We start from the raw sequence: 20434 nt of genomic DNA, 5'->3' as shown, positions 1-20434 counted from the left end.
AAAACACTCGTAAATACTGAGATAAAAGCTCTGCCCTCACCGGGAGTGAATGCTCATGAAATGATGTGCCGGCGTGCAGAACGGTTTCTGCGCAGCAACGGTTTCCCCGTTACGCTCGGCGACGGATTTCGAGCATGGAGTAATTCTGGGGAGTTGCCGGACGCTATTGGATTTCGCAACGGTGCCTCATGCCTGATTGAGTGTAAGTGTTCCAGAGCTGACTTTCTGGCTGACCGGAAAAAGCCGTTTCGTATTGCCCCCGAAACGGGGCTGGGTGACTGGCGCTTTTACCTGTCTGAACCTGGCATTATTACTGTTGCAGATTTGCCCCCGGGCTGGGGACTGCTTTATCTACGTGGTCGTCAGGTCCTTAAAGTCTTCGGCTGGCCGGGCAATGCCCAGTGGCTTTCCGAAAAACCCTTTAAAGCCAATAAACAGGCTGAGTGCGACTTTTTGTACAGTGCATTAAAACGCAGCATCAGTGAGGTTAAATAATGAAAAGAGAGTTAAGCGAATTTGAAGAAGTTTCAAAGGTGATCGGGTCAATGCAATTGATTGCTTTTGCTTTAATACTGTTAATCTGTTTCTTACGGTATCCCTATATTAAAAGGGAGAAATTATTACAGACAGAGCAGTGTGATTTCAACGTCATTACTGTCTCTGGCATTCCTTCCGAATCCGCAGATAAAAACTCAAATGTTACTGGCCGTTTTTTCAGAAGCGAGAGCAATATCGAAATCAGGAGAAATGACAATTCGGTTGTTAATGTCAAAGACTGTCTTATCGCTAAAGGGTACAGCGAAAAAACACTGAGCAGAATTGCTCAGTCAAAATGAAATACATTCATCCATTGAATGATTCAGAGGATTCATAACGACTTTGAACAGGAGTTGAAAATGGACGTTAAAAAGTTTATCAATTACGAGCGATTGTTTTTTAAAGTATTTATAGCTTTGAGCTTTTTAATTTTTATTGTTATGTTTGCCGCTACCGTTTTGTTCAAACATGGCAAAGATAAGGCAGGTACATGTGATTTCAATGTGATTACACTTTCAGGCGTTCCATATGAATCCGCTGATGACAAATTCGAGCTCACTGGTAATTTTGTCAGAGCCAGAGATGGCGATATATGGCTTATGGGGTTTGATACCTCTGTTGTGAGTGTCAAGCGATGCCTTATTCAAAAAGGCTATGATGAAGGTATTCTTGACCGGATTGAACTCTCAGCCACCATGCCCCATGTGACGCCATAGGTTTAAGCTAAATAGCGCCCCTTTCCTGATATACTTTTGTCAGGGAGGACTTCATATGTCACACAACATTGCAGCAAAAAGTAAAGAAGAGCGGGATAAGGTCAACGTGGATCTGGCCGCATCAGGGGTTGCTTATAAAGAACGCATGAATCTGCCGGTTATTCCTTCGGAAGTCGAGAGACAGCAACCGGAAGAGCTTCAGGAATACTTCAGACAAAGGCTTCAGCACTACAGAAACGAAGCTTTGAAGTTTCCGCGTGGCACTGATCCTGTTTACCAGAAAGAGGATGGAAAATAGTGTATAAGCCAAAAACATGTCCCTTTTGCAATTTCTATGGCATCAGGAAAAATCCAAACGGAAAATGGTCCTGCGATAAATGCGGACTTGAATGGGCTCCTGAACAGGACAAACGCTAAACCCCGTAGAGGCGGGGTTTTATCATTCTTACAAATACCAGTTGCTGAGCTGTAGGTGACGGGTTGATATGGTTTTCAGTCAGCAACAAGTTTAAGCATGTCATTCCCTGGGTTTTCTCTCGAAGTGAATTCGTTCATTAAGTTCAAAAGAAACCCCCTGATAACCCGGGAAAAGCTTCGAAGGACCATAACCTAATTGTCTGAGGTAACTGGCTATTTTTTCAGCCTCTGCATTTGGCAATGTCAATTTAAGGAATGTTTTACTAATCCCTGTAAACCTCAAGGAATAATTGTATTTTTCAATTTGCTCTACTAAATCATTTCCATATAAATTCTTAGCGACCTTGTTGTAAATTAACGAATTAATACTCCCTGGTTTGGTTGACCAGTGAGTAAAGAGACCTTGCTGTGCCGCTAAATTGGGGTTCCCATTATAGGGCGGGGTTATTATTTTTAACGGAAACTCGGGGAATAAATCAGAAGTTGAACCAGATTTTGATTTCCTGTAAATCTGGTGCATATTACTTACCACGTCTCTATTAAACCCCCAGATACATAAATTACCATCCCGTCTAAATCCTGTTCCAAGACCTTCAAGAGCAGGAGTAGTAGCAAAAAAGGCAGCTATAAAAGGACTATAACTCCAGTCAAGCAGACGAGTTGGCACACCATAGTGCTGTGCCAGGGCAGCAGCTTCCAACATGTCATCAGGCAACCAGATTGCATCTTCATCCCAATTAGCCATTGTAAATATATCAGTCTTTTCGTATAAAAGATTCCGTAAGGTTCTGGATGCTGGTAACTGTAAGCCCTGCATATCTGCCTGACGATAAAAGTCCCTTATCAGCTGATACTCAATTTGAGGAGAGATACACTGAGAATCAGCATTCTTAGGATGCACATACAAAAACATATTCATTTTTGGTATCATGTTTTTCTGAGATGTGTCTCTCAATGCGGAGGGTGTTAATTTATAATTAGAATCTTCCTGCCCCCTGAAAATAAATTTTTTTAGCTCATTTTCCCGATAAAAAGTTGACCATGGCGACAATGCACTCATCAACTCTTCAGCTTTATCAAAATGCTTGCTAAAAATCATTTCACTCATAAAAAGCCTCTAAAATCTCTTATCCACTCCCACATTTGGGAGAGTTGATTAAGAGTATATCTGAGAAATGTAGTTCCATTTGATTCCTTCAAAGCCTGGCTATAGGTATTTCACTCCAGCGTGTGGTATAGGCTGGGGACAACATTTCGCGCTTCATCTGCCATGCCGGTGCTATGCCCCTTCCGGCAAACCAGATATTCCCCAGACCAGTCTGATTAATATGGTCAATCACCTGCATCAGAGGCTTACTGTTAGCTCTGGGTTGAACTTCGTCAAAGAGGTTGAGCTGGGCAACACCTGAAGGAGTGAAGTCGTTCAGCATAACGCCTGCTTTCGCATAGCGATGGCCGCTTATCCATACCCGTTCAAGTGCTCTCATCGCAGCTTCAATAATGTCTCTGGAATCCTGACTGGGCGACATCAGTGTCTCTGAAGCCACATTACCGTAGTAAGTCTCACCGGGCGAAAAAGGTGAGGTTTTGATGAATGCACATACCTGTCTGCAGTATTGCTTTTCCCCTCTCAATTTAACGGCCGCCCGTTCGGCATGCTGACAGATTGCCTGCCTCATGTGTTCATACTCGGTAACCCTTTCGCCAAAAGAACGGGAGCACACGATCTGTTGCTTTGCCGGTGGCGCTTCTTCAAGACTGATGCAGCTCTCGCCGTTCAGCTCACGCACCGTTCGCTCCAGAACGACGCTGAAGTGTTTACGGATCATTGCAGGATTGGCGCGGGAAAGCTCCAGTGCGGTTGTAATTCCCATGCTGTTCAGTTTTTTGGCAATGCGCCTGCCGACTCCCCAGACCTCCTCAACGGGCTGGCGGGCCAGCATCTTCTCAGCCCGGACGTGAGACGTGATGGCCAGCACACCACCAAACTGGGGCCACTCCTTGCTGCTCCACTGGGCTGATTTTGCAAGCGTTTTGGTTTTGCCTATACCCACACCAACCGTAAGGCCGGTATGTTCACGCACACTGCGCCGGACTTCGCGGCCAAACGTCTCGAAGTCCGTGCAAAAATCGATTCCACGAACGTCCAGAAACATCTCATCAATCGAATACTGTTCCACGCGAGGTGACAGAGCCTCTAAAACGCTCATTACCCTGTTCGACATCGAGGCGTATAACGCATAGTTAGAGCTAAATGCATGAATTTTAAAAGGGAAGCTCTCGTTTTTAATCTTAAACCAGGGTTCGCCCATTCGTACATATTTTTTACTTTCAGCACTACGGGCGATGACGCAACCGTCGTTGTTACTCAGAACGACGACAGCCTGGTTACGCAAATCAGGCCTGAAGACTTTTTCACAGCTCGCATAAAAGCTGTTGACGTCCACAATGGCGAACATCACTCACCCCGGGTTTTATGAATAAACGAGGTGACCACGCCGAAAATCTGGAGCGTTTCCGGATCGGGGTATATGGGAGGAAAAGAAGGATTCATGGGCTGAAGCGTCAGCCTGGGGCGGAGCAGTAGGCGTTTTACGGTAAACTCGCCCTCAATCTCAGCAATGACTATGTCGCCGTGCCGGGGAGATTCGGCCTTATCGACCACCATCAAATCACCGCTGTTGAGACCAATGTCTGTCATAGACTGTCCGGAGGCGCGGACAAAAAACGTGGCAGCAGGACGCATGACACAATATTCGTTGAGGTCTAACTCGCGCTCAATGTAATCCTGAGCAGGGCTGGGGAAACCTGCCTGACAGGTTTCGAGGAAAAGTGGTGCAGCTATCGAGATCGGGGATAGCGGGTATTTATATAAAGTGAGCATGTCATGGCACCTCCTGTTTTACTGTTTATATATACAGTATTATCGAGGAACAAGTCGACAGTCAACGAAGCTCAGGTAGGATTTTTATATGCTCCTGATATATGAAAAAAAATAGCGATACGGTGACAAAAGTGACAGAACAACTTTTAAACAGATGAGGGGTGTTTAAAAAATCAGCGGTCGATCATAAATTGCAATATTTTCTCTGAGCGGTTGACAAGACGTACGGCCTTGCAAGGCAAGGCATAAGAAAACCTGCAGAAAATACAACCCCCGCAGACATCATTTTTTCCTGTTGCCCGCCGCCAGCAAAATACTAGAATAAGCCCATATGATGCGGTTGCCTGCCCTTAGGGCCGCAACATGTAGACTGAGGATGAGGATGAGGGGATTCAAAATGGAAATAAAAAAGGCCAAAAGCACTGCAATGCCTTTAGCCTTTCGCACACCACAAGGTGTTTTTTGTCAGAAGTGAATTCATGGCTGAACTGCACTACTAAATGTTGACGACGTCATTGTAGAGGCAGATTCGGCTCCATGTAAAGTGATCATATGGGAACAAAATAATGATCAAGAATCTGTTTTTTGACCGTAACGGGAATGCAAAACCGTTCGTTGTTCCATTGGTTTGGATCAGCAGAATTGCCTTAAGCTCGCTGTTTAAGTGGCTTCTGGAGCGTTTTATCAAGTAGTAAAAAAGGGGGCAAATGCCCCCTTTTGTCTGTTAAGAAAAGCCTGTCAGTTGATTACCAGACTGGCGTTTGTTTCCGGTCATGCAGCCGCTTCACTCTGCTTTTCGGGCTTTTTGACATGCTTCTGTAGTCGTCCTGACCATCCCTCCCAGTAATGTACCGGGGTAAGCAGAACCCGCCGCCGTTCGTCACATAAGGCATTTCCGATAACAACCTCGCCGGGTATACCGCAGAGCGACAGCTGGATATAGGCCATGCCCGCCGCCAGAGGGTCAATGTCGGTTACCGACACCCACAGATACCGGTGAGGCGAGTAACCTGCCTGCTTCAGCATGCTGGCAAATGCCAGCGTCATGGCACCTGCGCCGCAAGCCGGTTCAGCAAAAGTGATAAACGGCTTGTCTCTGAACACCTCTTCAGGCTTGCTGAGTTGCGCGCCGAACTGCAGCTGCGCCATCATCAGCGCCACGCTCCACGGAGTAAAATACTGCTCTTTGTCTTTGTCACCGAGCTCCAGCAGCATGTAAATGCGCCCGAGAAAGTCACAAATCTTTTCTTCCAGGCCGTTCACCACGTATGCCAGCAGTCTGGCCATTGATGAAACGTCCTCTTTTTTGTATCTGGCCACGATGGCCATGTACTTCTGTTCACGTTTCTCACAGAACTGCAGGCCATTCTGAATCGCAATGACGCTGCAGCTGATGAAGTCGGTAAATACCTGAAGACGCCGGGTGTCCCGGGCGATGGAGTTGAACAGGGAGATGAATTCTTTCTCATTGTCGATGCGGACACTCATGCATGTTTCCTCAGAAAAAAGGGAGAACACACCCCGTAAGGGAAACGGTGCTCCCCCTTCGGGTGAAAAAGCGGCCACAGCAGATGCTGTGGCCATTGTCTGACAGACCTGAGATGCCGGTCTGTCGGTTGGTAACGTCATGCACGAACGCCGGCGTAGTGCGCAACGGCCGGAGTGGAAGATGCGCCTGCTTCACTGAACTGATACAGACGGGCCCCTTCACTCACCGGATACTGCACCTCATCCTCCGGATAAGGGCCGCTGTCGACGTGGTCACCACGGTCAAAACAGTTGTAACCCGACGTGCCGGCATCCGGAGAAAGCCAGTAATGGCGGATTTCACAGTCAAACTTCTGCGACATCTGCCCCATGACTTCCGCCGACGGCGGATACCACGGAGAAGAAAATGTCAGCTTCAGCGACCCGATATCGTCACGACTCCACTCCAGCCGGTGCCCCGCCGGAAACTCCGTCCCGTAGAGCTGGATATAGAGCTCTGACGTGGTACTGAGGCCACTGAACAGACCGCTGTCCCCGTTGAGCTCGGTGGCCAGACGTGACGGCATCACCATCAGCATGTCGCACGGACAGGTTGTGTCCGGTTTAATACTGAGCCACTCCCAGCGCTCCTGCGGGTCAAACTGGCCGCCCGCAGAGGCGACGCCGAACCAGTCGGCGTAGTGAACGGCCATAAGCCGGGTGATGGTCTGGCGGGCTGCATGAGGGATACCTTCCCACTTAATGTCGCCTATGCCGGACTGAACCCAGATTTTGTCCATTCGCGAGAGCGTTTTGCCGTCAAGCCAGGCATCCTTCTCAAGCAGCTCCAGGAAATGCTGAAACGCCTGGTTGGGTGATGTGCTGACGCCGGTGCCTGATGAAACCAGCTCCGGGTAAGCACGGTATTCCGTTGCCTTAACGGGTTTGAGCATACCGGCACAGCCGGCGAGAAACAGCTTTATGGCCTGCCGTATGGCGTGGCGGTAAAGCGGTATTTCTGTCCCGGTTATCCACGACTGCATGACATTGATGCAGTCAGACTTACCGGTGATTTCCAGACGGTTTTTGCACCATGAAAACATTGTTGTACTCCTCTTTTACGTTTAAAAAAGAGGGCATCTCCCTGAGGAGAGTGCCCTCAGGGGGATGATGGCGACTGACGTCGCCGGGGTTAATTACGCTGCTTCACTCCGGGTTTCACCCAGCGGCTTCAGCAGATATTCCGATGCTTCCCGGGCCAACCGGCAGGCACGGAAAAACGCCTTTTTGTCATTACGTAAAACGCTGAGCCAGCCGTTCAGGTAGCTCTCGTGCTGTACCTCACCAAAAATGCCGAGATGCGCACAGAGAAACGCACTGCCGGTTTCCGCTATCAGTTCCTCAAAAGCGTAAACGGGGTCACCGAACTCTCTTGATGAGGAGGTTATCCCCTCACGATCGAGGCGGCTGCGGTGGCCGGTCGCGTGCACCAGCTCGTGCAGCAACGTGGACCAGTAGTCTTCAGGTGAACGAAACTGTGAAGTTGTAGGCAACACAATCCGATCTGCCCCCGGGCTGTAATACGCCCGGTTCTGCCGGTGAGAAGAGCACTTCACGCCGGTTGCGTTGAGTATCTCCAGAACCTGTTGCTGCTGTCCGGTTGAGAACCCCTCAGGGTCAGTATCCGGTTGCTTCATCGTGGGGGCATACACCTTATCGGGGAGCCCTTCACACTGCGCAACGTTGAACAGCTGCAGGGGTTTCATCATGGCCAGCTTTTCCATCACCGGCACGCCGTCCCTGAACACAGGACTGTCATTGCCGTCGCGGAGCTGCTTTTCAAACGGTTTGAAGATGATGGCCATTGAGCTGCGCTCGCCTTTTCTGACCTGTCCGCCGGCAGCCTTTGCCTGCTGAAACGTGAGCCAGCGATCGGCGCCGTAACCCGCCTCCTCTGCAGCCATCCACAGCAGCGGCACGTTGACGCCGCTGTAGTGTCTGCCCGTGACGGCGTTGACCGGCAATCCGCTGCCGTAGACCTTCTGCGCAGAGCGCCATGGCCGGCGCCAGGGTGGCACGCCGTTTTCCAGTGCGATGATGATTTTGTCGGTGACCTGCTGATAAAGGTCAGTCTGTTGTTCCGTTGTGGCCTTACGGCCGGTAGTTTTTTTCTTCATGGGATGCGCCTCTAAAAAAACGGCGCATCTGTCCCGGTGGCGGACAGTGCGCCACCGTTGAGTGGGAAAAACGTTATGAGTTAAAACGTAACGAACCGTCTGATGAAATCTGGCTGATACGCTTGCGAACATCCTGCACAGCGCAGGCCAGCATCTGACGGTCAGAGGGTTTAGCCCGCCTTGAATCGAGCCGGATTACCCTGTCGAGCACGTTCAGTGCCTGTGAGCGCCAGCTGAGGCGTTCCGCATTACCGACGCAGGAGTGGAAATGACGTAAGGACTGGTCGTAAAGCCATGAGATCCTCTCACGGTATATGCCGACAGGAAGATAAATCTTCTCAGGCTCACCTGTTTCGGCAAAAACCCTGACGGCACCCGGAGTCTGGCAAATGAAGGTGATAACCAGGTCCTGATGCTCATTCAAAACTGCGTCACAGGCGTTCTGACTCAGGTCAAACTGATGAGAAAAGGTTTCATCGGCTATCAGGCTGTCGGAAAGCTTACGCCATCCGTCATCTGACAAGGGATTACATCCTTCAGCCCAGGCCAGCGGTAGCGTGACAAGCTTTCTGAAGTCTGGGCGGTGGAGACAGATACCGTTGTTTTTTTCGAGTATCACCGGGCCTCTGAAGCCCCGGTTGAGAGACAGAACCGGACGTAGCTGAGTGGAGGTGAAACGTATCATAGTGGCTCCTTAAAAAAGGAGGTGACCTCCCCGGGAGGGAAGGTCCCTCCGGGAAGTGTCATTCAGTTAACATCAGTCAAAGCGGTAGCGAAGTTCCGCCATCTGCTGCGCCATCAGCCGACCGGCCCTGAGGGCCTTGCGGGCTGTTGCGTACGTACCGGTCCCAGGCAACTGGTCTATATGCCAGTCACGCTGAGTGAAGCCGGTGCGACGGGAGATGACGGGCGTAAACCCGTTCTCTGTCGGCACGACGTCTGCTTTAAAGCTGCAGCGGCCGCTGCGGTTGGTAAACCACTCTGCCTGCTGTTGCTGCAGGTGGCCGGCAAGCCGGTTAAGTGCGCCTGAAAGGCGGGTGATAAGTGAAAGCATTATACTGCTCATGGTTTTCTCCTGATTAAGCGCGGAGAAAACCACCGCCGCTGTTGCGGGGAGGTTGTCCCCGCGCGGGTTAAAGCCATAGTCAGAAACTGACGCAGGCCGGTGGTTAATCACTAACCAAAATCGTGGTAGTAAGCGTTACCCGAATCCTGCGGGGTAAAACGCCGGCTGGCAGGAATGTTAACACTCACATTCCCTGCCACAGGGTGACAGCGGTGTCTGAAGTGATGGAGATAACATCTTTCAGCTCCGCTGGGTGGTGGTTCCAGTGTTTCAACGTACTCCCAGTCTTCGCCGCCGTAGTAAGTCTGTCCGGGGGCGTTGAGAGAACGGTTAAAAGGGTGCTCCGCAAGCCTGTTCCACATACGGTGCCACTCTTCGCTGTTGTGCTTAACCAGCAGTGATATTTCAGAAGCCTGAGTGCTCATCGACAAATCCTCTTGAGAAGAAAGGAGGATTTGTCTCCGCAGGGAGAAAATCCCCGCAAGGGAAAAACAGATATCAGTATGTTCAGCATTCGCCATAACGCTGATATTCGCGTTCTTCGTGCATCAGCCCCTCTTCGTCCTTAACGGCACCGCCGAAAAAAAACGTCCAGGCGGCTTCATCAATGTCTCTGGCCATGTGGCAGAGGCTTTCAAAGAAAGACTGCCAGGATGCCGGCACGAGTTCGCGTACAGAAAGTTCGGCCAGGTCCCGGGCAACGTCAGCCATTTCCCAGACATAGTATGGAAAACCGTCTTCATCGGTACTGGTGTTAAGGCCAAGGCGGCGATGGGCTGCAATAATCAGCAGGTCACCTTCAGCTCTGGCCAGTGCGACTTTGTAAGCGTTACGCTCGCTGGCACTGATTTGATAATCGTCGGTAAGAGTTAACTCGTTCATAAAGGATTCCTTAAAGAATTGAGGAACCCTGCCCCTGACGGGGACAGAAGTCCCGTTAGGGTGAGACGCTATTTGGTTAATAAGGCGGTCAGACGATGTCAGAAGCATCAGCGCTCTGATAAAACATTGCACGCAATTCCTCTGTAGCGTTATCCAGCGCTTTATCCTCACGAGACCGGGTAGCGCCTTCATGAAAAGCCGCATTCCAGTGAAGACTGTGAACACTTGTACCAAGGAGAGTAAGCTCGTTCACTGCCTCTTCGGTAAAGGCATGTCTGATGTAGCCATGCTCAGTCGCAAAACCAACTGTGAGCGCGACATGTCTCAGAAACGTCAGGTAGTCAGGAAGGCCGTCAGCAGGAACCTGTGAGTCTGCGTCGACCATAAGTCTGTAATCTAGGCGAACGTTAAGCTGAGTTTTGACGTAATCCACCAGGATTTTTGCTGAAGCTGGCGAATCACAATTCAGTAACGTAATAGGGTTGATCATTCTGGTGTAATGCATGGGTACGATCCCTTAATAAAAAAGGGAACCGTCCCGGAGGGAAAGTATCCCTCAGGAGTGAGTATCAGGCACAGAATGCCGGATGAGTAAAACAGGTGTATGGGAGTGTAATGCGAAGTAGAAAAGGACCTTAACCGCAGGGGTCTCTGTTTTCAAAGGTTAAACAGATTTGTTACCGCCCGAAAGCGTCATCTCTCAGGTAATGATGACATTGGCATGTGATTACCCGAAGGCGTTCCTCTCAAATCACCGGAACATTGGCAGTTGTCGAGATGACAACGGTTAGCAGAGAAAATGTACTCCAGCGCACGGTCCAAATCAACAACGCCGGAGTGAATTTTATGAAGATAACCAGGACGCTTTCACCGTCTCGCACCGATTCCCAAACCAGGCGTCTGCCATAATGGCATCGGGATCACACTGCTGCAGGTAGGTTCCGTTTTTAAGCAACGTGGCTAAAACAGCTGAAAGAGGAATGGTAAACTCACCCGCCGTAATGTTTTCAATGCTGTCGCGGCTACACATCTTTAATGAACCCGTAAATATAAAACCTATTTCTGAAATGGCAGTCGCGCAACTGAAGTCGATACCGTCATCAAAATAACGGTTAACTGTCGCAAACGTATCCGTTTCATTAACCGGTGAAAGACAACTAAACGTAATACTGATTTCTGAGGGTGGTATTTCAGATAAGCTTATTTCGTTAATATACTCAACAGATAAGATGGTGAAAGTTATAACGGGTAAATTATTCACAGTACACCTCATGATTAATCATCAGTCCATCAGGGACTGGCAGTAAACATTTCTGATATAGGTTCCACGTCCGTCACCATGTCCGAGGTCCATCGAGGTAAGTGCAAGTGATTCGTCTTTCGAAAAACCTCTGGCAAGGTGATATCTGAAAGCATCTTCCGCGTAACTGTAACGTAAGCTGTGTGGTGTCTCATGCCCCCCGTTCATTTCGGTCCGGAGCGTATTTCTGTAATAGTCCATCGCGGTTTTTAAATCGGGCTTATCAATAATCTTACCGTTATTTTTTTCTGCGTGTTTAATGGCACGGTTAACAGCCTCCAGAACTTTATCCCTGTCGACGATGGTGGTCTGCCTTGCACGTCCCCCTTTGGTTCCGAAAATAACTTTCAGGGTCTTATCGCCCCGTTGTAATGCTTTCAGCCAGGTATTTAACGATTTTGCTGACTGAATAGCTTCTTCATTTCTCAGTCCGATATAACGTGACAGACATACCGCCACGGCAACGCCTTCATTTTTTTTCTCAATATTATGAAGAATCTCAATGTAGCGCTCGTCAGAAACGGATTTTTTTGTGCCCATGCGACTCGTGTCTGAAATACCCAGACTTTTATTATTCAGTCGTTCATGTGAAGGGTCAGCCAGTTTGTGTTTACCGGCATTACGGAGCATTACGCGTATTGCCGACATTTCATTCTGACGGGTTCGCCGGGAAACATCATCAGATGCCCGGCTGTTCATATACAACTCAATGTGCCGGACTTTGAGTTGTGATACCGAGTTTATCTGAATATTGAGCGCGGCGAGACGCTCAGCAAACCGGTGCATAATTCTGGAATAGTCATCCTGCTTTTTAAAGCTCCCGCCGCTTTTACGGATTTCAGCGACAAGTTCCTGCTTTAACAGTTTTTCACGTCTGGACATCTGTATCTCCTTAACAGTTTTGCCACGTAAAACAGCATTACAGGCAGATGTCGTTTTCTGCCGTTCCGTGAAAACGGCAGAAAACGACACCCGCATTACCCTGGCGACACGGTTTGAGTTCGCGCATCCTGCGTCGTAATGAGTACCTGAGCACCAGGGAAGTGCAAAGTGTTGAGGTTTTGAGAGGTGTCAAATCAGTGTTCTACACTGACCGCAGCTTTCGCTGTACCTGTTTCCAGGTCGCCCCCGACATCATCCTCCGATGATGTCGCCGATTCGGTATCTCATTACATAACTATTCCTTAAATAACAATGTGATAAAACGTATGTATTTTGCGTTTTTCACTGGGTTGATAAAATTGTGTTCGTCTTCTCACTTCGTTTCACGTTGTAGTGAAGGAAGAAAAAGTACGTAGAATGCGCGTTCAGGACGTGTTTTCGCGCGCGTCACTTGGTACTCGTTTCACTCGTTCACAAGTGACGCCGCGCTCCTCTGCTTTCAATGCAAACGTGGAAGATGCCCAAATGTTCCAAATGGTCATACCCGCGTTGCAAAGTTCGCAGCAGCCCTTCAGCGTCAGTGCATAAAGAAAAGTGAAAGCGATACGGCCGAAACCGTAATCAGAAAATGCCGGAAATGGCTTTGTAAAAGAAAGGACCTTTATCGCATCGCGATCTTCGTTCTCAAAGGTTAAACGAAGTTACCGCCCGAAGGCTCCGTCTCTCAGGTCATGACGGTTTTGGCAGTGCAATCACCCGAAGGCGTCCCTCTCAGATTGCCGGGACATTGGCGTGTTGCTAAAGCAACGGTACTACAACGGGAATGTTAGATCGTTATGAGATCCATTTACAAGATAAATATTATAGATGCATGAGGGTAAAAATATGGGAACAGCCCTGAAGACAAACCGTAAAACGAACCTTTACACTAATGACTTCAGGGTTTGGGATTTTAAGACAGAAAGCGTGAGCGGAAATGAGGCAAGTTCCCCCATGTTTTTGAGTACTCTAAATCGAATAATTGCTTTGCAGAAGCAGCGTTTAAATGACTGTAGGCTTCTTCATAGAATGATTCGACTCTTTTGTCATTAATGGTAATATTTGAAACGGGAAATTCAATAATACCAGTAGAGGAACGGTTAATTGCAATCCATTCTTCACCTTCCATCTGATCGCTGGGGAGGGTGAGGTAAGAATACAATATATCTTCTATTGGTATATTAAAATTCAAAGATATGGAACCGTAACCGCCTTTATCGTTAGTATCAGTAAAGGAGTTTGCCACATCCATGTGTACGGGTATCTTTTCGTAACCAAGAATATTTGCTGATGCTTTATAAAGCATCAGTAAGCTACCATAGCTCATCCCGTCAATTCCGAATTGCGATATCCTGACTCTTTTACTTATATGGTTTGGTATTCCTTTTGGGGCAATCTCGCGCCTTAAGTTAACATGAGTAACTCCTGCGGAATTTAAAATCCTCTGTTTATTAACGTAAACTTCATTTAGCTCAGAAATGATTTCTATTGATTGTAACTCACTGAGCGAGTCTATTAAACCTCTAACATTGCGATCATTCCTGTACCATGAGTATATCCTGTCATTTTGAATAGGTAGTTTAGAATTTTCAAATAAAATTGAAATGAACCCCAGTAAAATTGCATACCCATTTCTTTTCTTTTCACAAAAACCAGTAATGAATTTATATTGATCAACCTTACTTCCATAGCCAATACAAGCAGCAAGAATTTCGTTTTTTATACGAATCTTTGAGTTAATCAGGCTTCTGTCCAGTTTAAAGGTTTTAAATGAGCTCATTTCTACTCCAGCCTGGCTTACATGAAGAATCAGTTTTTTTATACGTTATCCAGCTTGCTTGCTGAAAGATAAACTTTGTAATCAAATGAGAAATTGTCATGGTTCTAAGAATGATGATTTTCACCGGCTTAGCCTTGAAAACCGGAGTGCCGAGAGTTGTACAAAAACTTGCCAATTCAGCTGCCTTTAAAGTACTCTGAGGTTGGACGTTTACCATAGTATCGGAGGCAAATTTCATGGCCAGCGACTGGAATGATGAGCTTGATAAGTACGAGAATGGTCGGAGCTTTGGTGAGGATTTGAGAGATTCTGTTAGAGCAGCTTTTTCTGCAACTACTTTGGTTTCTTCCATAACCAAAGCTGCATCTAAACCATGTGATGAATATAAGTCATCTTTGAAATACAGTTGGGAAAAAGAGGGCTTTTTTAAAGAGAAAGACGGTTTTTAACAAAGCGGCGAAATGATATCGCCGCTTTTATTTTCACGATTTTGTTACTTTATCACTCCTTTGACACCTTGTGTGGCTATCCCTTGAGCCTTTTTCCCTGCTTCGGCACCTGCATCCATAGACATTTTAGCTCCGTCTGATAAATGACTTGCCATAGAACCAATTTTTGCTCCTGCCCATCCAAGCATCCCTACCCAGAACGCCGGAAACACCACATACATCATCCCCAGTACCAGGTTCATGATCCATCCGTCACGCGGTGAGCTGAGGAAGTCCGCAATAGGCTGTCCCGAAGCCAGTCCGCCTGCCGCAAGGTTTGAGTAGAGGATGGTGATAAGTCTGTCATCCAGCCAGCCCGCCAGTGCCCACCAGAACGTGATGAACTGCAGCGCAAACAGCGCAAACGAAATCGTTACTACTGTCTTTGGCTCATAAGCACTGAACATCATCAGCACGGGGATGACAATGATGATCATCATCTGAAGCAGCGCCTGTATCATCGGCAGCGCCTGCTTGAGCGCATCAAAGCCCGGCAACGCCTCAACCTGCTTCATGCCCAGCCCGACCGTAGACGTAAACCGTGACAGGCTCCCTCCGATACCACTCGTTGTGTCCGCTCTGCCGGACATGTAGGTGACGCCGCTCCCTGAAATTTCTGCGTTGCTGGGGCTGACCAGCCAGCGCAGCGCCGGCTCTTCCCACTGTGTGCCCGGGAACTGTCGCTGGAGCTCTTTTCGGGTTGATTCGCTGAAGCTGGCCAGTACACGCTTGCGCAGTCCGTTGCTCCCGTCTGACCACCATGTTTTGCACGTCGGATATCCCCCCTGGCCTGTATCCGGATAGCCACTGTCACGACTGCTGCTGTAGGGCCACTGGCTTCGTGGCGTCATGGCCGTGTAATAGTCGTAATAGCCCGAGGTATTGAGAAAATAGTCGCTGCCAATCCAGCCGACCGAGTTGATGGTGGCGTCGCTCAGCTGGCTGTTGCTGTTCTTCAGCTTAAAATAGGCACGGGAGTAGCACTGGTTTGCGAAGTCCTGGACCTCCTGCAGCACCACCGGGTCGCGCAGTTTTGTGTTCTGCACGTCAAAGCGCAGCTGCCGCAGCTGCGTGCCGCAGGGAATGGAGGCTATCATCGCCTGCGTGGTGCCTTTCGACATCGCATGCAGCAGATACCACCACACAGGCACTTCAGCCGTGCGGCCGTCGAAGTCGTTAACCAGCCCTTTATAGCCGGAGTTCTGCGGCGTGGGTACGCTGAAGCCGCACTGTTTCGCCCGCGAGTCATCAAACTTGATCGTGCTGATATCCACCGGCAGCAGCGGAACACAGCAGAACAGCATGACCACAAACGAGACATAGATAGCGTGCTCGATGCGCGGGAGCGCCAGAACGCCTTTGTTTCCCTCATCGGCCCCTTCCTCACGCACCTTCAGCCACACGCCGAGTACTTTAAAAATCAGCGGCAGCGCGAACAGACCGGTGCTGCTGAGGATGCCCCACATCGAGTTGTTGAGCACCCAGCCAAACAGGATGAGGAAGTACTCCAGGTAACTGTTCGCCGTCATCTCAGCCTCCCTGAACTGCGTTAGACCAGGCCACATACTCCGTGACCAGAAGATAAATGATGGCAAGGCGCTCCAGGCGCGGCAGGCCTCCGGCTGCGTCCGGCCAGCGCTTAAGCAGGCGCGGCCGCAGCTTCATGATCCAGATGCACCCGATGAACACGTACATGCACAGTCGCCAGGCAAACATGATCCACCGGCTGTCGTAGAGCCACTTCTGAATAAGATGGCCATCAGGGTCATACGCCATGAACACCGATGCCAGCCCAAACATCGCGGCCATGGCCACAACGGTGCTTAGGAATATCAGCAAAATGCGGCCGGTGAGGCCAATCAGGATTCTGCGCTTCATGTCAGTTGCCTCCCGGCTGAGGCTGGCCCATCTGGCTGAAGCCCTGGTCCTGATTGCCGGCTTTCTGCTGCAGCTGGTTGTCCTGATTACGTTCGCCCTGACGCTCAAGCGTAGTGAGCAGGCTGTTGCTGCTGATGGATTTGCGCAGCTCCATTTCGTTACGCAGCGCGTTCAGCTCGCGGTCGAGCGCATCCACGCGACGGTCACCCTCGGCGATAGCCTCAGGCTGTTCGGCCGCATTCGGCTCAGACTCACCGGTCGTCAGCATGCGTCGCATGGTGAGTGCCGCCTCAACCGTGTCAGCCATGGCCAGCTCACCCGCCAGTCGCTGCACCAGTGCGGCCCTGTCCGGGTCATCACGCAGCGCCTGAATCACGCCGCGCGTGACAACGAGGCTGCCGGTTTTGAGCGCGGCCAGATTATCGGCCGTGGGCTGCAGCTGACCGTTAACCAGCTTGCTGAGCTGCTCCAGGTTGGTTTTGGTGGCGTCCTCCAGTACCGGCGAGAAGCCGGTGCCGGCAACGGTGCTGCCCGGCTGGTTATCCGCGCCGCCGCTGGTGCATTCGCTGGTTTCACGGCAGGTCCGTATAGAGCGGTCGCCGAGGACTTTAACAACGGCCGCAGCGGCTTCATCGGAGGATTTGTAGCGCTGGCAGACCGTACCGTTGCAACTGGATGAGCCTACGCTGCTGTTGCTGGTCACCGGCAGGCTGTTCATCATGTTGTAGCCGGCTTTTGCCAGGTCACGCGTGGGCTGAATCGCCGGCTGTCCCTTGCCGCCGCGTTTCTGGCCACCGACCCAGGTCACACCTTCTTCGCCGGTGGCCTTCTGCAGTTTCTGGTCGCTCGATACCGCATCACCGCCGCTTGATGCCACGATGTCTTTATACTCTTCAGACACGGCCGCCTGCTGCCACTTACTGCCCAGGGTGAAGTCGGCCAGCTTTTTCGACATGTTCTGACAGTTCATCTGTGCCTTGTCGAAGTTCAGGCCCGCCTGCAGCACGCCGTTGGTCAGCATTTCATACAGGCCCGGATTGGCACGCTGAATGGCCATCGCCGGCATGCTCATCACCGCGCCGGTCGCCCCCTGAATGACGTTGCCCATGAGGTCCTTAAATCCGCTGGTGATGCCGTTGAGCTGGTTACCGACCGTGGTTTTCAGGTCAAAGTTGCCGCACATCAAGTCACTGCTCCAGCCGCCGTCCAGTCCGAGGCGCGACATGTTGCTGCGCGTTGAGGGCGGCGAAATGACCGAGCCGCCGCCGATGGAATAGAACAGACCGTCGTTGATGGCGCCGCTGACGCCGGCGCCCTGGGAGGAAAGCGTGGTATCGATGGCCAGTGCCGGCATCACCAGGAAAAGGAGTAGCGTGCCCGTGGCCACGCGCAGTTTTTTAACGCTGAAATTCATCATGCTGTGTGTCCTTATTAAAAGTCGGTGCTGTACAGGAAGGTCTGGCCACGTCGCTTACAGCAGCTGTAAGGCTGCCAGAGTGCCCAGGCGTAGTCGCCGCTTTCCGCCGTCTGGCCCCCCGTATCCGGAAAGACTGCGCAGCTCTGCGACAGCTGCGGCGAAAGCCGCTGCCACTTGTGATTTTTTGTACCAGTGTTTTCGGTAACGGGGTCAGGTGGCCAGTAGCCCGGAGACCGCTGGCCAACAAGTGGGGTGTAGACGTGCAGCTGTCCCTCGCGGGTGATGATGTCGGCGACGCGCTGGACCACGACGGCCGCCGATTTGTAGCTGTCGGTCTGCGTCACAAAGCCGCTGCGGGGATAAACGTTGCCCCACATCTCGCCGGCAAACGTATTCCCGATTTCACGCTTTCCGGGGATGAGCGCTTCCGGATAGAACGATTCGGGAATGCCCGTTCGCCAGGCCAGTGCATCCATGGCGCTGACAAAATACGGTACGAACGGCGTGGCGGCTGAGCGGCAGGAGTAGCCCGGCACCATCCCGCCGATGAGCGACGCCGCCGGGTGGCCATACGCATCGCCGTAGTAGAAATGCAGGTTCTGTTTACGCATGCCCGGAGCCTTCATCTCCTGACGGCCACCGCCTGCAGGCACGCCGGCGAGACCGCCCGACACCAGGCTTTCAGCGCCGCCGGCCGTGGCGCTCACGGCTGACATTTCGGTCCACGGGTTGTCGCCAGGGTTAAGGTAGGCAGAGACCACGGCTTCCGGAATGTAGTGGGTGACTTTGACCGAGGTTTTCACCGTGCAGCCAAAGGGGGTGCAGAGCAGCCAGTAACAGATACCGCTGATGCGCCAGCTGATACAGTCCGGGCTCATGGCGCTGGAGACCAGGCTCGCGGTGTTCACGCTGGCAAGCGTGCCGGTGCAGGTAAACAGCGTGGCCAGCATCAGCCGGCGGGGACGGGAAAGGCGTATGTTCACGGCTGTTTCTCCCGCCAGGCATCGAGCTTCGCCCGGGCGGCAGTGACGTCGGTGGTGCCGTACACCACCCATTTATCGTCGAACACCACGGCAGGGTACTTTTCCAGCCCCAGTGACCAGGCGTGTGCAACGCCGGCATAGCTCGCCGCTAAGGCCTGCTGATCCTGACGGAACGCCGGGGAGGCGATGACTGCACGGGCCTGCTGCTCAGCCTGCGCCGGGTTAGCGGAGAGCGGACCGAATAACTGTGCCTGGAAACGGTCGGGCGCGTCCAGCTCAGTGAGGGTGACGTCGGGACTCAGTTCGCCGGTAACGGGGTGCGCATGGTCGGTATAAATCACGGTGCCGGCGTGGGCTCCGGTTGTAAGAAACAGAGTGGTAAGGCAGCAGAGGGGGATTTTCATGAGGGGCACTCCCTGAGTGAATGATGCCCTCAGGGTGCGGTTTTAGCGCGTAAGGTTCAGCAGTTAACTCTTAAACCGGAAATCATAATTCTTTACCAACTCACCACTCACAATAAACTCCGCAATTCACAAATGTCCGCTCTGTGCCAGGAGCAGAAGTTGGCCTGACCAGCGCCGTCGATTAATACATCTAGAAATAAGAATGAATTCTGAACTTGCGCTATTCACTCACTAAAGAGCTGATGACCCTTCAGCCTGTCCGATTAGTGCAAGTTACTGAGAAAAGGTAAAGCGGCCGAATAGCCTAGAAGAAGGCTACCGGACTTGGCATTAGCTGGTTAGGATAAGCATTTTTCACCCATCCTAATTATTTGATTTATTTGATAAAACTTTGTGGCATGTGAAAGTTACATGTTGAGTATTAACTTCTTGTCTGGTATGGTCTTGTTTTGTCTCAGGTGCGTAATATACTGCAATCTTGATCATTACATAATAAGAAAGGTTATTAGCGATGTCTGATATTGCTGAGATACAGAGGAAATTGTTGAATATTGAAGCGGAGGCCTTCGGTACTGCAAAAATTTTTGAACGTAGAAAAAATGTCTTAGGATTGCCAAGAATGCTTCTGACTTTTTTTGGCATTGCAGTTCCGTTGACAGTGGGAAGTACAGCATTGTCTTTTGGCTTAGACTCCAAAGTTTTTCCTTACCTACTGTCTTTACTAGGTTTTGTATCAACGATACAGATAATAACTGCACTGTGGTCTATCATATCTAAGTGGGATGATAAGTATATTTTTTATAACGAGTCCCAAAAAGAAAATACATCAATCTACAATGAAGCAAGAAAAGCAAAGGAAGATGCAAATGAGCAAAACAAAAAAGATTCTGCCTTAAAACTGAAAGAGCTTCAATTAAAATCAGAAAATAGAGAAAGATTAGACCTTGATTATAGTATTTCTGATGCAGAAAAAAGATATGCAACGAGAGCAAGAAACTTATATTACAAAGTACATTGCCATGTATGTCAAAAAATACCAAAAAGTATGACGCCTGATAATTGTGATGGCTGTGGTAACTACAAACTATACAAGAGCAAATAAGGCTAAAAAATGAAT

At 50.2% G+C, this 20434-nt stretch carries 25 protein-coding genes; 6 read left to right on the top strand and 19 right to left on the bottom strand.

All coding sequences use genetic code 11. The annotated features are described in order from the left end of the window. Positions 1 to 60: 60 nt before the first annotated feature. The 4 genes from NR177_RS01195 to NR177_RS01180 are packed head-to-tail and all read left to right on the top strand — an operon-like array spanning position 61 to position 1551. Positions 61 to 495: a hypothetical protein gene (locus tag NR177_RS01195; protein ID WP_256852132.1), complete on the top strand. Its 435-nt coding sequence runs from the start codon at positions 61 to 63 to the stop codon at positions 493 to 495. Next, positions 495 to 836: a hypothetical protein gene (locus NR177_RS01190; RefSeq protein WP_256852131.1), complete on the top strand. Its 342-nt coding sequence runs from the start codon at positions 495 to 497 to the stop codon at positions 834 to 836. The genes NR177_RS01195 and NR177_RS01190 overlap by 1 nt, the downstream gene beginning before the upstream one ends. A gap of 60 nt (positions 837 to 896) precedes the next feature. After that, entirely contained in the window at positions 897 to 1253 is a 357-nt protein-coding gene (locus NR177_RS01185) for a hypothetical protein (protein WP_256852130.1), read from the top strand. A gap of 55 nt (positions 1254 to 1308) precedes the next feature. Then, complete coding sequence (locus tag NR177_RS01180; protein WP_022622234.1) at positions 1309 to 1551, top strand: DNA polymerase III subunit theta; 243 nt, start codon at positions 1309 to 1311, stop codon at positions 1549 to 1551. Positions 1552 to 1770: 219 nt separating this feature from the next. On the opposite strand, the gene NR177_RS01175 is transcribed toward NR177_RS01180, so the two are convergent. The 14 genes from NR177_RS01175 to NR177_RS01110 all read right to left on the bottom strand — a co-directional run bounded on the left by NR177_RS01175 (position 1771) and on the right by NR177_RS01110 (position 14147). Beyond that, a complete protein-coding gene (locus NR177_RS01175; RefSeq protein WP_256852129.1) occupies positions 1771 to 2778 on the bottom strand; it encodes an FRG domain-containing protein in 1008 nt (335 codons plus the stop codon). 88 nt (positions 2779 to 2866) lie between these two features. Beyond that, entirely contained in the window at positions 2867 to 4129 is a 1263-nt protein-coding gene (gene umuC / locus NR177_RS01170; protein WP_256852128.1) for a translesion error-prone DNA polymerase V subunit UmuC, read from the bottom strand. Then, positions 4129 to 4554, bottom strand: a complete 426-nt coding sequence (umuD, locus tag NR177_RS01165) for a translesion error-prone DNA polymerase V autoproteolytic subunit (RefSeq protein ID WP_015701133.1) — start codon at positions 4552 to 4554, stop codon at positions 4129 to 4131. The genes umuC and umuD overlap by 1 nt, the downstream gene beginning before the upstream one ends. A 771-nt stretch (positions 4555 to 5325) precedes the next feature. Continuing rightward, on the bottom strand, positions 5326 to 6042 hold the full coding sequence (locus tag NR177_RS01160; protein WP_256852127.1) for an SAM-dependent DNA methyltransferase: 717 nt from the start codon (positions 6040 to 6042) through the stop codon (positions 5326 to 5328). 137 nt (positions 6043 to 6179) lie between these two features. Then, the gene (locus NR177_RS01155; protein ID WP_256852126.1) at positions 6180 to 7124 is read right to left on the bottom strand and encodes a DUF1281 domain-containing protein; all 945 of its coding nucleotides are present in this window, start codon (positions 7122 to 7124) and stop codon (positions 6180 to 6182) included. 93 nt (positions 7125 to 7217) lie between these two features. Further along, positions 7218 to 8198 (bottom strand): ArdC family protein, encoded by a 981-nt coding sequence (locus tag NR177_RS01150; protein WP_256852125.1) that lies wholly within the window; start codon positions 8196 to 8198, stop codon positions 7218 to 7220. Between the two features lie 73 nt (positions 8199 to 8271). Further along, positions 8272 to 8883, bottom strand: a complete 612-nt coding sequence (locus NR177_RS01145) for a hypothetical protein (RefSeq protein WP_256852124.1) — start codon at positions 8881 to 8883, stop codon at positions 8272 to 8274. A gap of 72 nt (positions 8884 to 8955) precedes the next feature. Then, positions 8956 to 9264, bottom strand: a complete 309-nt coding sequence (locus tag NR177_RS01140) for a hypothetical protein (RefSeq protein ID WP_256852123.1) — start codon at positions 9262 to 9264, stop codon at positions 8956 to 8958. A gap of 110 nt (positions 9265 to 9374) precedes the next feature. Further along, positions 9375 to 9689 carry a hypothetical protein gene (locus tag NR177_RS01135; RefSeq protein ID WP_256852122.1) on the bottom strand — a complete coding sequence of 105 codons (315 nt, stop codon included), beginning with the start codon at positions 9687 to 9689 and terminating at the stop codon, positions 9375 to 9377. 82 nt (positions 9690 to 9771) lie between these two features. Further along, positions 9772 to 10146, bottom strand: coding sequence for a hypothetical protein (locus NR177_RS01130; RefSeq protein ID WP_256852121.1), 375 nt, complete (start codon positions 10144 to 10146; stop codon positions 9772 to 9774). A gap of 88 nt (positions 10147 to 10234) precedes the next feature. Next, a complete protein-coding gene (locus NR177_RS01125; RefSeq protein WP_256852120.1) occupies positions 10235 to 10651 on the bottom strand; it encodes a hypothetical protein in 417 nt (138 codons plus the stop codon). 339 nt (positions 10652 to 10990) lie between these two features. Then, a complete protein-coding gene (locus NR177_RS01120) occupies positions 10991 to 11407 on the bottom strand; it encodes a hypothetical protein (RefSeq protein ID WP_256852119.1) in 417 nt (138 codons plus the stop codon). A gap of 21 nt (positions 11408 to 11428) precedes the next feature. Continuing rightward, complete coding sequence (locus tag NR177_RS01115; RefSeq protein WP_015701143.1) at positions 11429 to 12328, bottom strand: integrase domain-containing protein; 900 nt, start codon at positions 12326 to 12328, stop codon at positions 11429 to 11431. A gap of 952 nt (positions 12329 to 13280) precedes the next feature. Then, a complete protein-coding gene (locus NR177_RS01110; protein WP_105080678.1) occupies positions 13281 to 14147 on the bottom strand; it encodes a hypothetical protein in 867 nt (288 codons plus the stop codon). Between the two features lie 236 nt (positions 14148 to 14383). Between NR177_RS01110 and NR177_RS01105 the strand changes: the two genes are divergently transcribed. After that, on the top strand, positions 14384 to 14596 hold the full coding sequence (locus NR177_RS01105) for a hypothetical protein (protein ID WP_105080680.1): 213 nt from the start codon (positions 14384 to 14386) through the stop codon (positions 14594 to 14596). A 44-nt stretch (positions 14597 to 14640) separates the two neighbouring features. Here NR177_RS01105 and NR177_RS01100 read toward each other — a convergent pair whose 3' ends face one another. From NR177_RS01100 to NR177_RS01080, 5 genes are all read right to left on the bottom strand, one after another. Then, a complete protein-coding gene (locus NR177_RS01100; RefSeq protein ID WP_256852118.1) occupies positions 14641 to 16164 on the bottom strand; it encodes a conjugal transfer protein TraG N-terminal domain-containing protein in 1524 nt (507 codons plus the stop codon). Position 16165: 1 nt separating this feature from the next. Continuing rightward, a complete protein-coding gene (locus tag NR177_RS01095; protein ID WP_145394293.1) occupies positions 16166 to 16513 on the bottom strand; it encodes a hypothetical protein in 348 nt (115 codons plus the stop codon). A 1-nt stretch (position 16514) separates the two neighbouring features. Next, complete coding sequence (locus tag NR177_RS01090; RefSeq protein WP_372340325.1) at positions 16515 to 17867, bottom strand: integrating conjugative element protein; 1353 nt, start codon at positions 17865 to 17867, stop codon at positions 16515 to 16517. A 77-nt stretch (positions 17868 to 17944) separates the two neighbouring features. Beyond that, complete coding sequence (locus NR177_RS01085) at positions 17945 to 18880, bottom strand: TIGR03756 family integrating conjugative element protein (RefSeq protein ID WP_306277969.1); 936 nt, start codon at positions 18878 to 18880, stop codon at positions 17945 to 17947. Between the two features lie 29 nt (positions 18881 to 18909). Then, positions 18910 to 19317, bottom strand: coding sequence for a TIGR03757 family integrating conjugative element protein (locus NR177_RS01080; protein WP_105080685.1), 408 nt, complete (start codon positions 19315 to 19317; stop codon positions 18910 to 18912). 511 nt (positions 19318 to 19828) lie between these two features. On the opposite strand from NR177_RS01080, the gene NR177_RS01075 reads away from it, so the two are divergent. Further along, complete coding sequence (locus NR177_RS01075) at positions 19829 to 20419, top strand: mobilome CxxCx(11)CxxC protein (RefSeq protein ID WP_256852116.1); 591 nt, start codon at positions 19829 to 19831, stop codon at positions 20417 to 20419. Positions 20420 to 20434 lie beyond the last annotated feature (15 nt).

This window comes from Pantoea sp. Fr+CA_20, assembly GCF_024520835.1.
GTDB lineage: Bacteria > Pseudomonadota > Gammaproteobacteria > Enterobacterales > Enterobacteriaceae > Pantoea > Pantoea allii.
The sequence above is the reverse complement of the archived record's forward strand: the minus strand, read 5'-3'. Positions and strand labels throughout refer to the sequence as shown.

Excerpts from the sequence above, each read along its gene's own strand:
- NR177_RS01160 (WP_256852127.1), bottom strand. The coding sequence starts at position 6,042 with ATGAGTGTCCGCATCGACAATGAGAAAGAATTCATCTCCCTGTTCAAC.
- NR177_RS01135 (WP_256852122.1), bottom strand. The coding sequence starts at position 9,689 with ATGAGCACTCAGGCTTCTGAAATATCACTGCTGGTTAAGCACAACAGC.
- NR177_RS01180 (WP_022622234.1), top strand. The coding sequence starts at position 1,309 with ATGTCACACAACATTGCAGCAAAAAGTAAAGAAGAGCGGGATAAGGTC.
- NR177_RS01195 (WP_256852132.1), top strand. The coding sequence starts at position 61 with ATGATGTGCCGGCGTGCAGAACGGTTTCTGCGCAGCAACGGTTTCCCC.
- umuD (WP_015701133.1), bottom strand. The coding sequence starts at position 4,554 with ATGCTCACTTTATATAAATACCCGCTATCCCCGATCTCGATAGCTGCA.
- NR177_RS01115 (WP_015701143.1), bottom strand. The coding sequence starts at position 12,328 with ATGTCCAGACGTGAAAAACTGTTAAAGCAGGAACTTGTCGCTGAAATC.
- NR177_RS01105 (WP_105080680.1), top strand. The coding sequence starts at position 14,384 with ATGGCCAGCGACTGGAATGATGAGCTTGATAAGTACGAGAATGGTCGG.
- umuC (WP_256852128.1), bottom strand. The coding sequence starts at position 4,129 with ATGTTCGCCATTGTGGACGTCAACAGCTTTTATGCGAGCTGTGAAAAA.
- NR177_RS01145 (WP_256852124.1), bottom strand. The coding sequence starts at position 8,883 with ATGATACGTTTCACCTCCACTCAGCTACGTCCGGTTCTGTCTCTCAAC.
- NR177_RS01130 (WP_256852121.1), bottom strand. The coding sequence starts at position 10,146 with ATGAACGAGTTAACTCTTACCGACGATTATCAAATCAGTGCCAGCGAG.
- NR177_RS01080 (WP_105080685.1), bottom strand. The coding sequence starts at position 19,317 with ATGAAAATCCCCCTCTGCTGCCTTACCACTCTGTTTCTTACAACCGGA.
- NR177_RS01185 (WP_256852130.1), top strand. The coding sequence starts at position 897 with ATGGACGTTAAAAAGTTTATCAATTACGAGCGATTGTTTTTTAAAGTA.
- NR177_RS01190 (WP_256852131.1), top strand. The coding sequence starts at position 495 with ATGAAAAGAGAGTTAAGCGAATTTGAAGAAGTTTCAAAGGTGATCGGG.
- NR177_RS01085 (WP_306277969.1), bottom strand. The coding sequence starts at position 18,880 with ATGCTGGCCACGCTGTTTACCTGCACCGGCACGCTTGCCAGCGTGAAC.
- NR177_RS01110 (WP_105080678.1), bottom strand. The coding sequence starts at position 14,147 with ATGAGCTCATTTAAAACCTTTAAACTGGACAGAAGCCTGATTAACTCA.
- NR177_RS01090 (WP_372340325.1), bottom strand. The coding sequence starts at position 17,867 with ATGCCGGCACTGGCCATCGATACCACGCTTTCCTCCCAGGGCGCCGGC.
- NR177_RS01100 (WP_256852118.1), bottom strand. The coding sequence starts at position 16,164 with ATGACGGCGAACAGTTACCTGGAGTACTTCCTCATCCTGTTTGGCTGG.
- NR177_RS01140 (WP_256852123.1), bottom strand. The coding sequence starts at position 9,264 with ATGAGCAGTATAATGCTTTCACTTATCACCCGCCTTTCAGGCGCACTT.
- NR177_RS01155 (WP_256852126.1), bottom strand. The coding sequence starts at position 7,124 with ATGTTTTCATGGTGCAAAAACCGTCTGGAAATCACCGGTAAGTCTGAC.
- NR177_RS01075 (WP_256852116.1), top strand. The coding sequence starts at position 19,829 with ATGTCTGATATTGCTGAGATACAGAGGAAATTGTTGAATATTGAAGCG.
- NR177_RS01125 (WP_256852120.1), bottom strand. The coding sequence starts at position 10,651 with ATGCATTACACCAGAATGATCAACCCTATTACGTTACTGAATTGTGAT.
- NR177_RS01150 (WP_256852125.1), bottom strand. The coding sequence starts at position 8,198 with ATGAAGAAAAAAACTACCGGCCGTAAGGCCACAACGGAACAACAGACT.
- NR177_RS01175 (WP_256852129.1), bottom strand. The coding sequence starts at position 2,778 with ATGAGTGAAATGATTTTTAGCAAGCATTTTGATAAAGCTGAAGAGTTG.
- NR177_RS01095 (WP_145394293.1), bottom strand. The coding sequence starts at position 16,513 with ATGAAGCGCAGAATCCTGATTGGCCTCACCGGCCGCATTTTGCTGATA.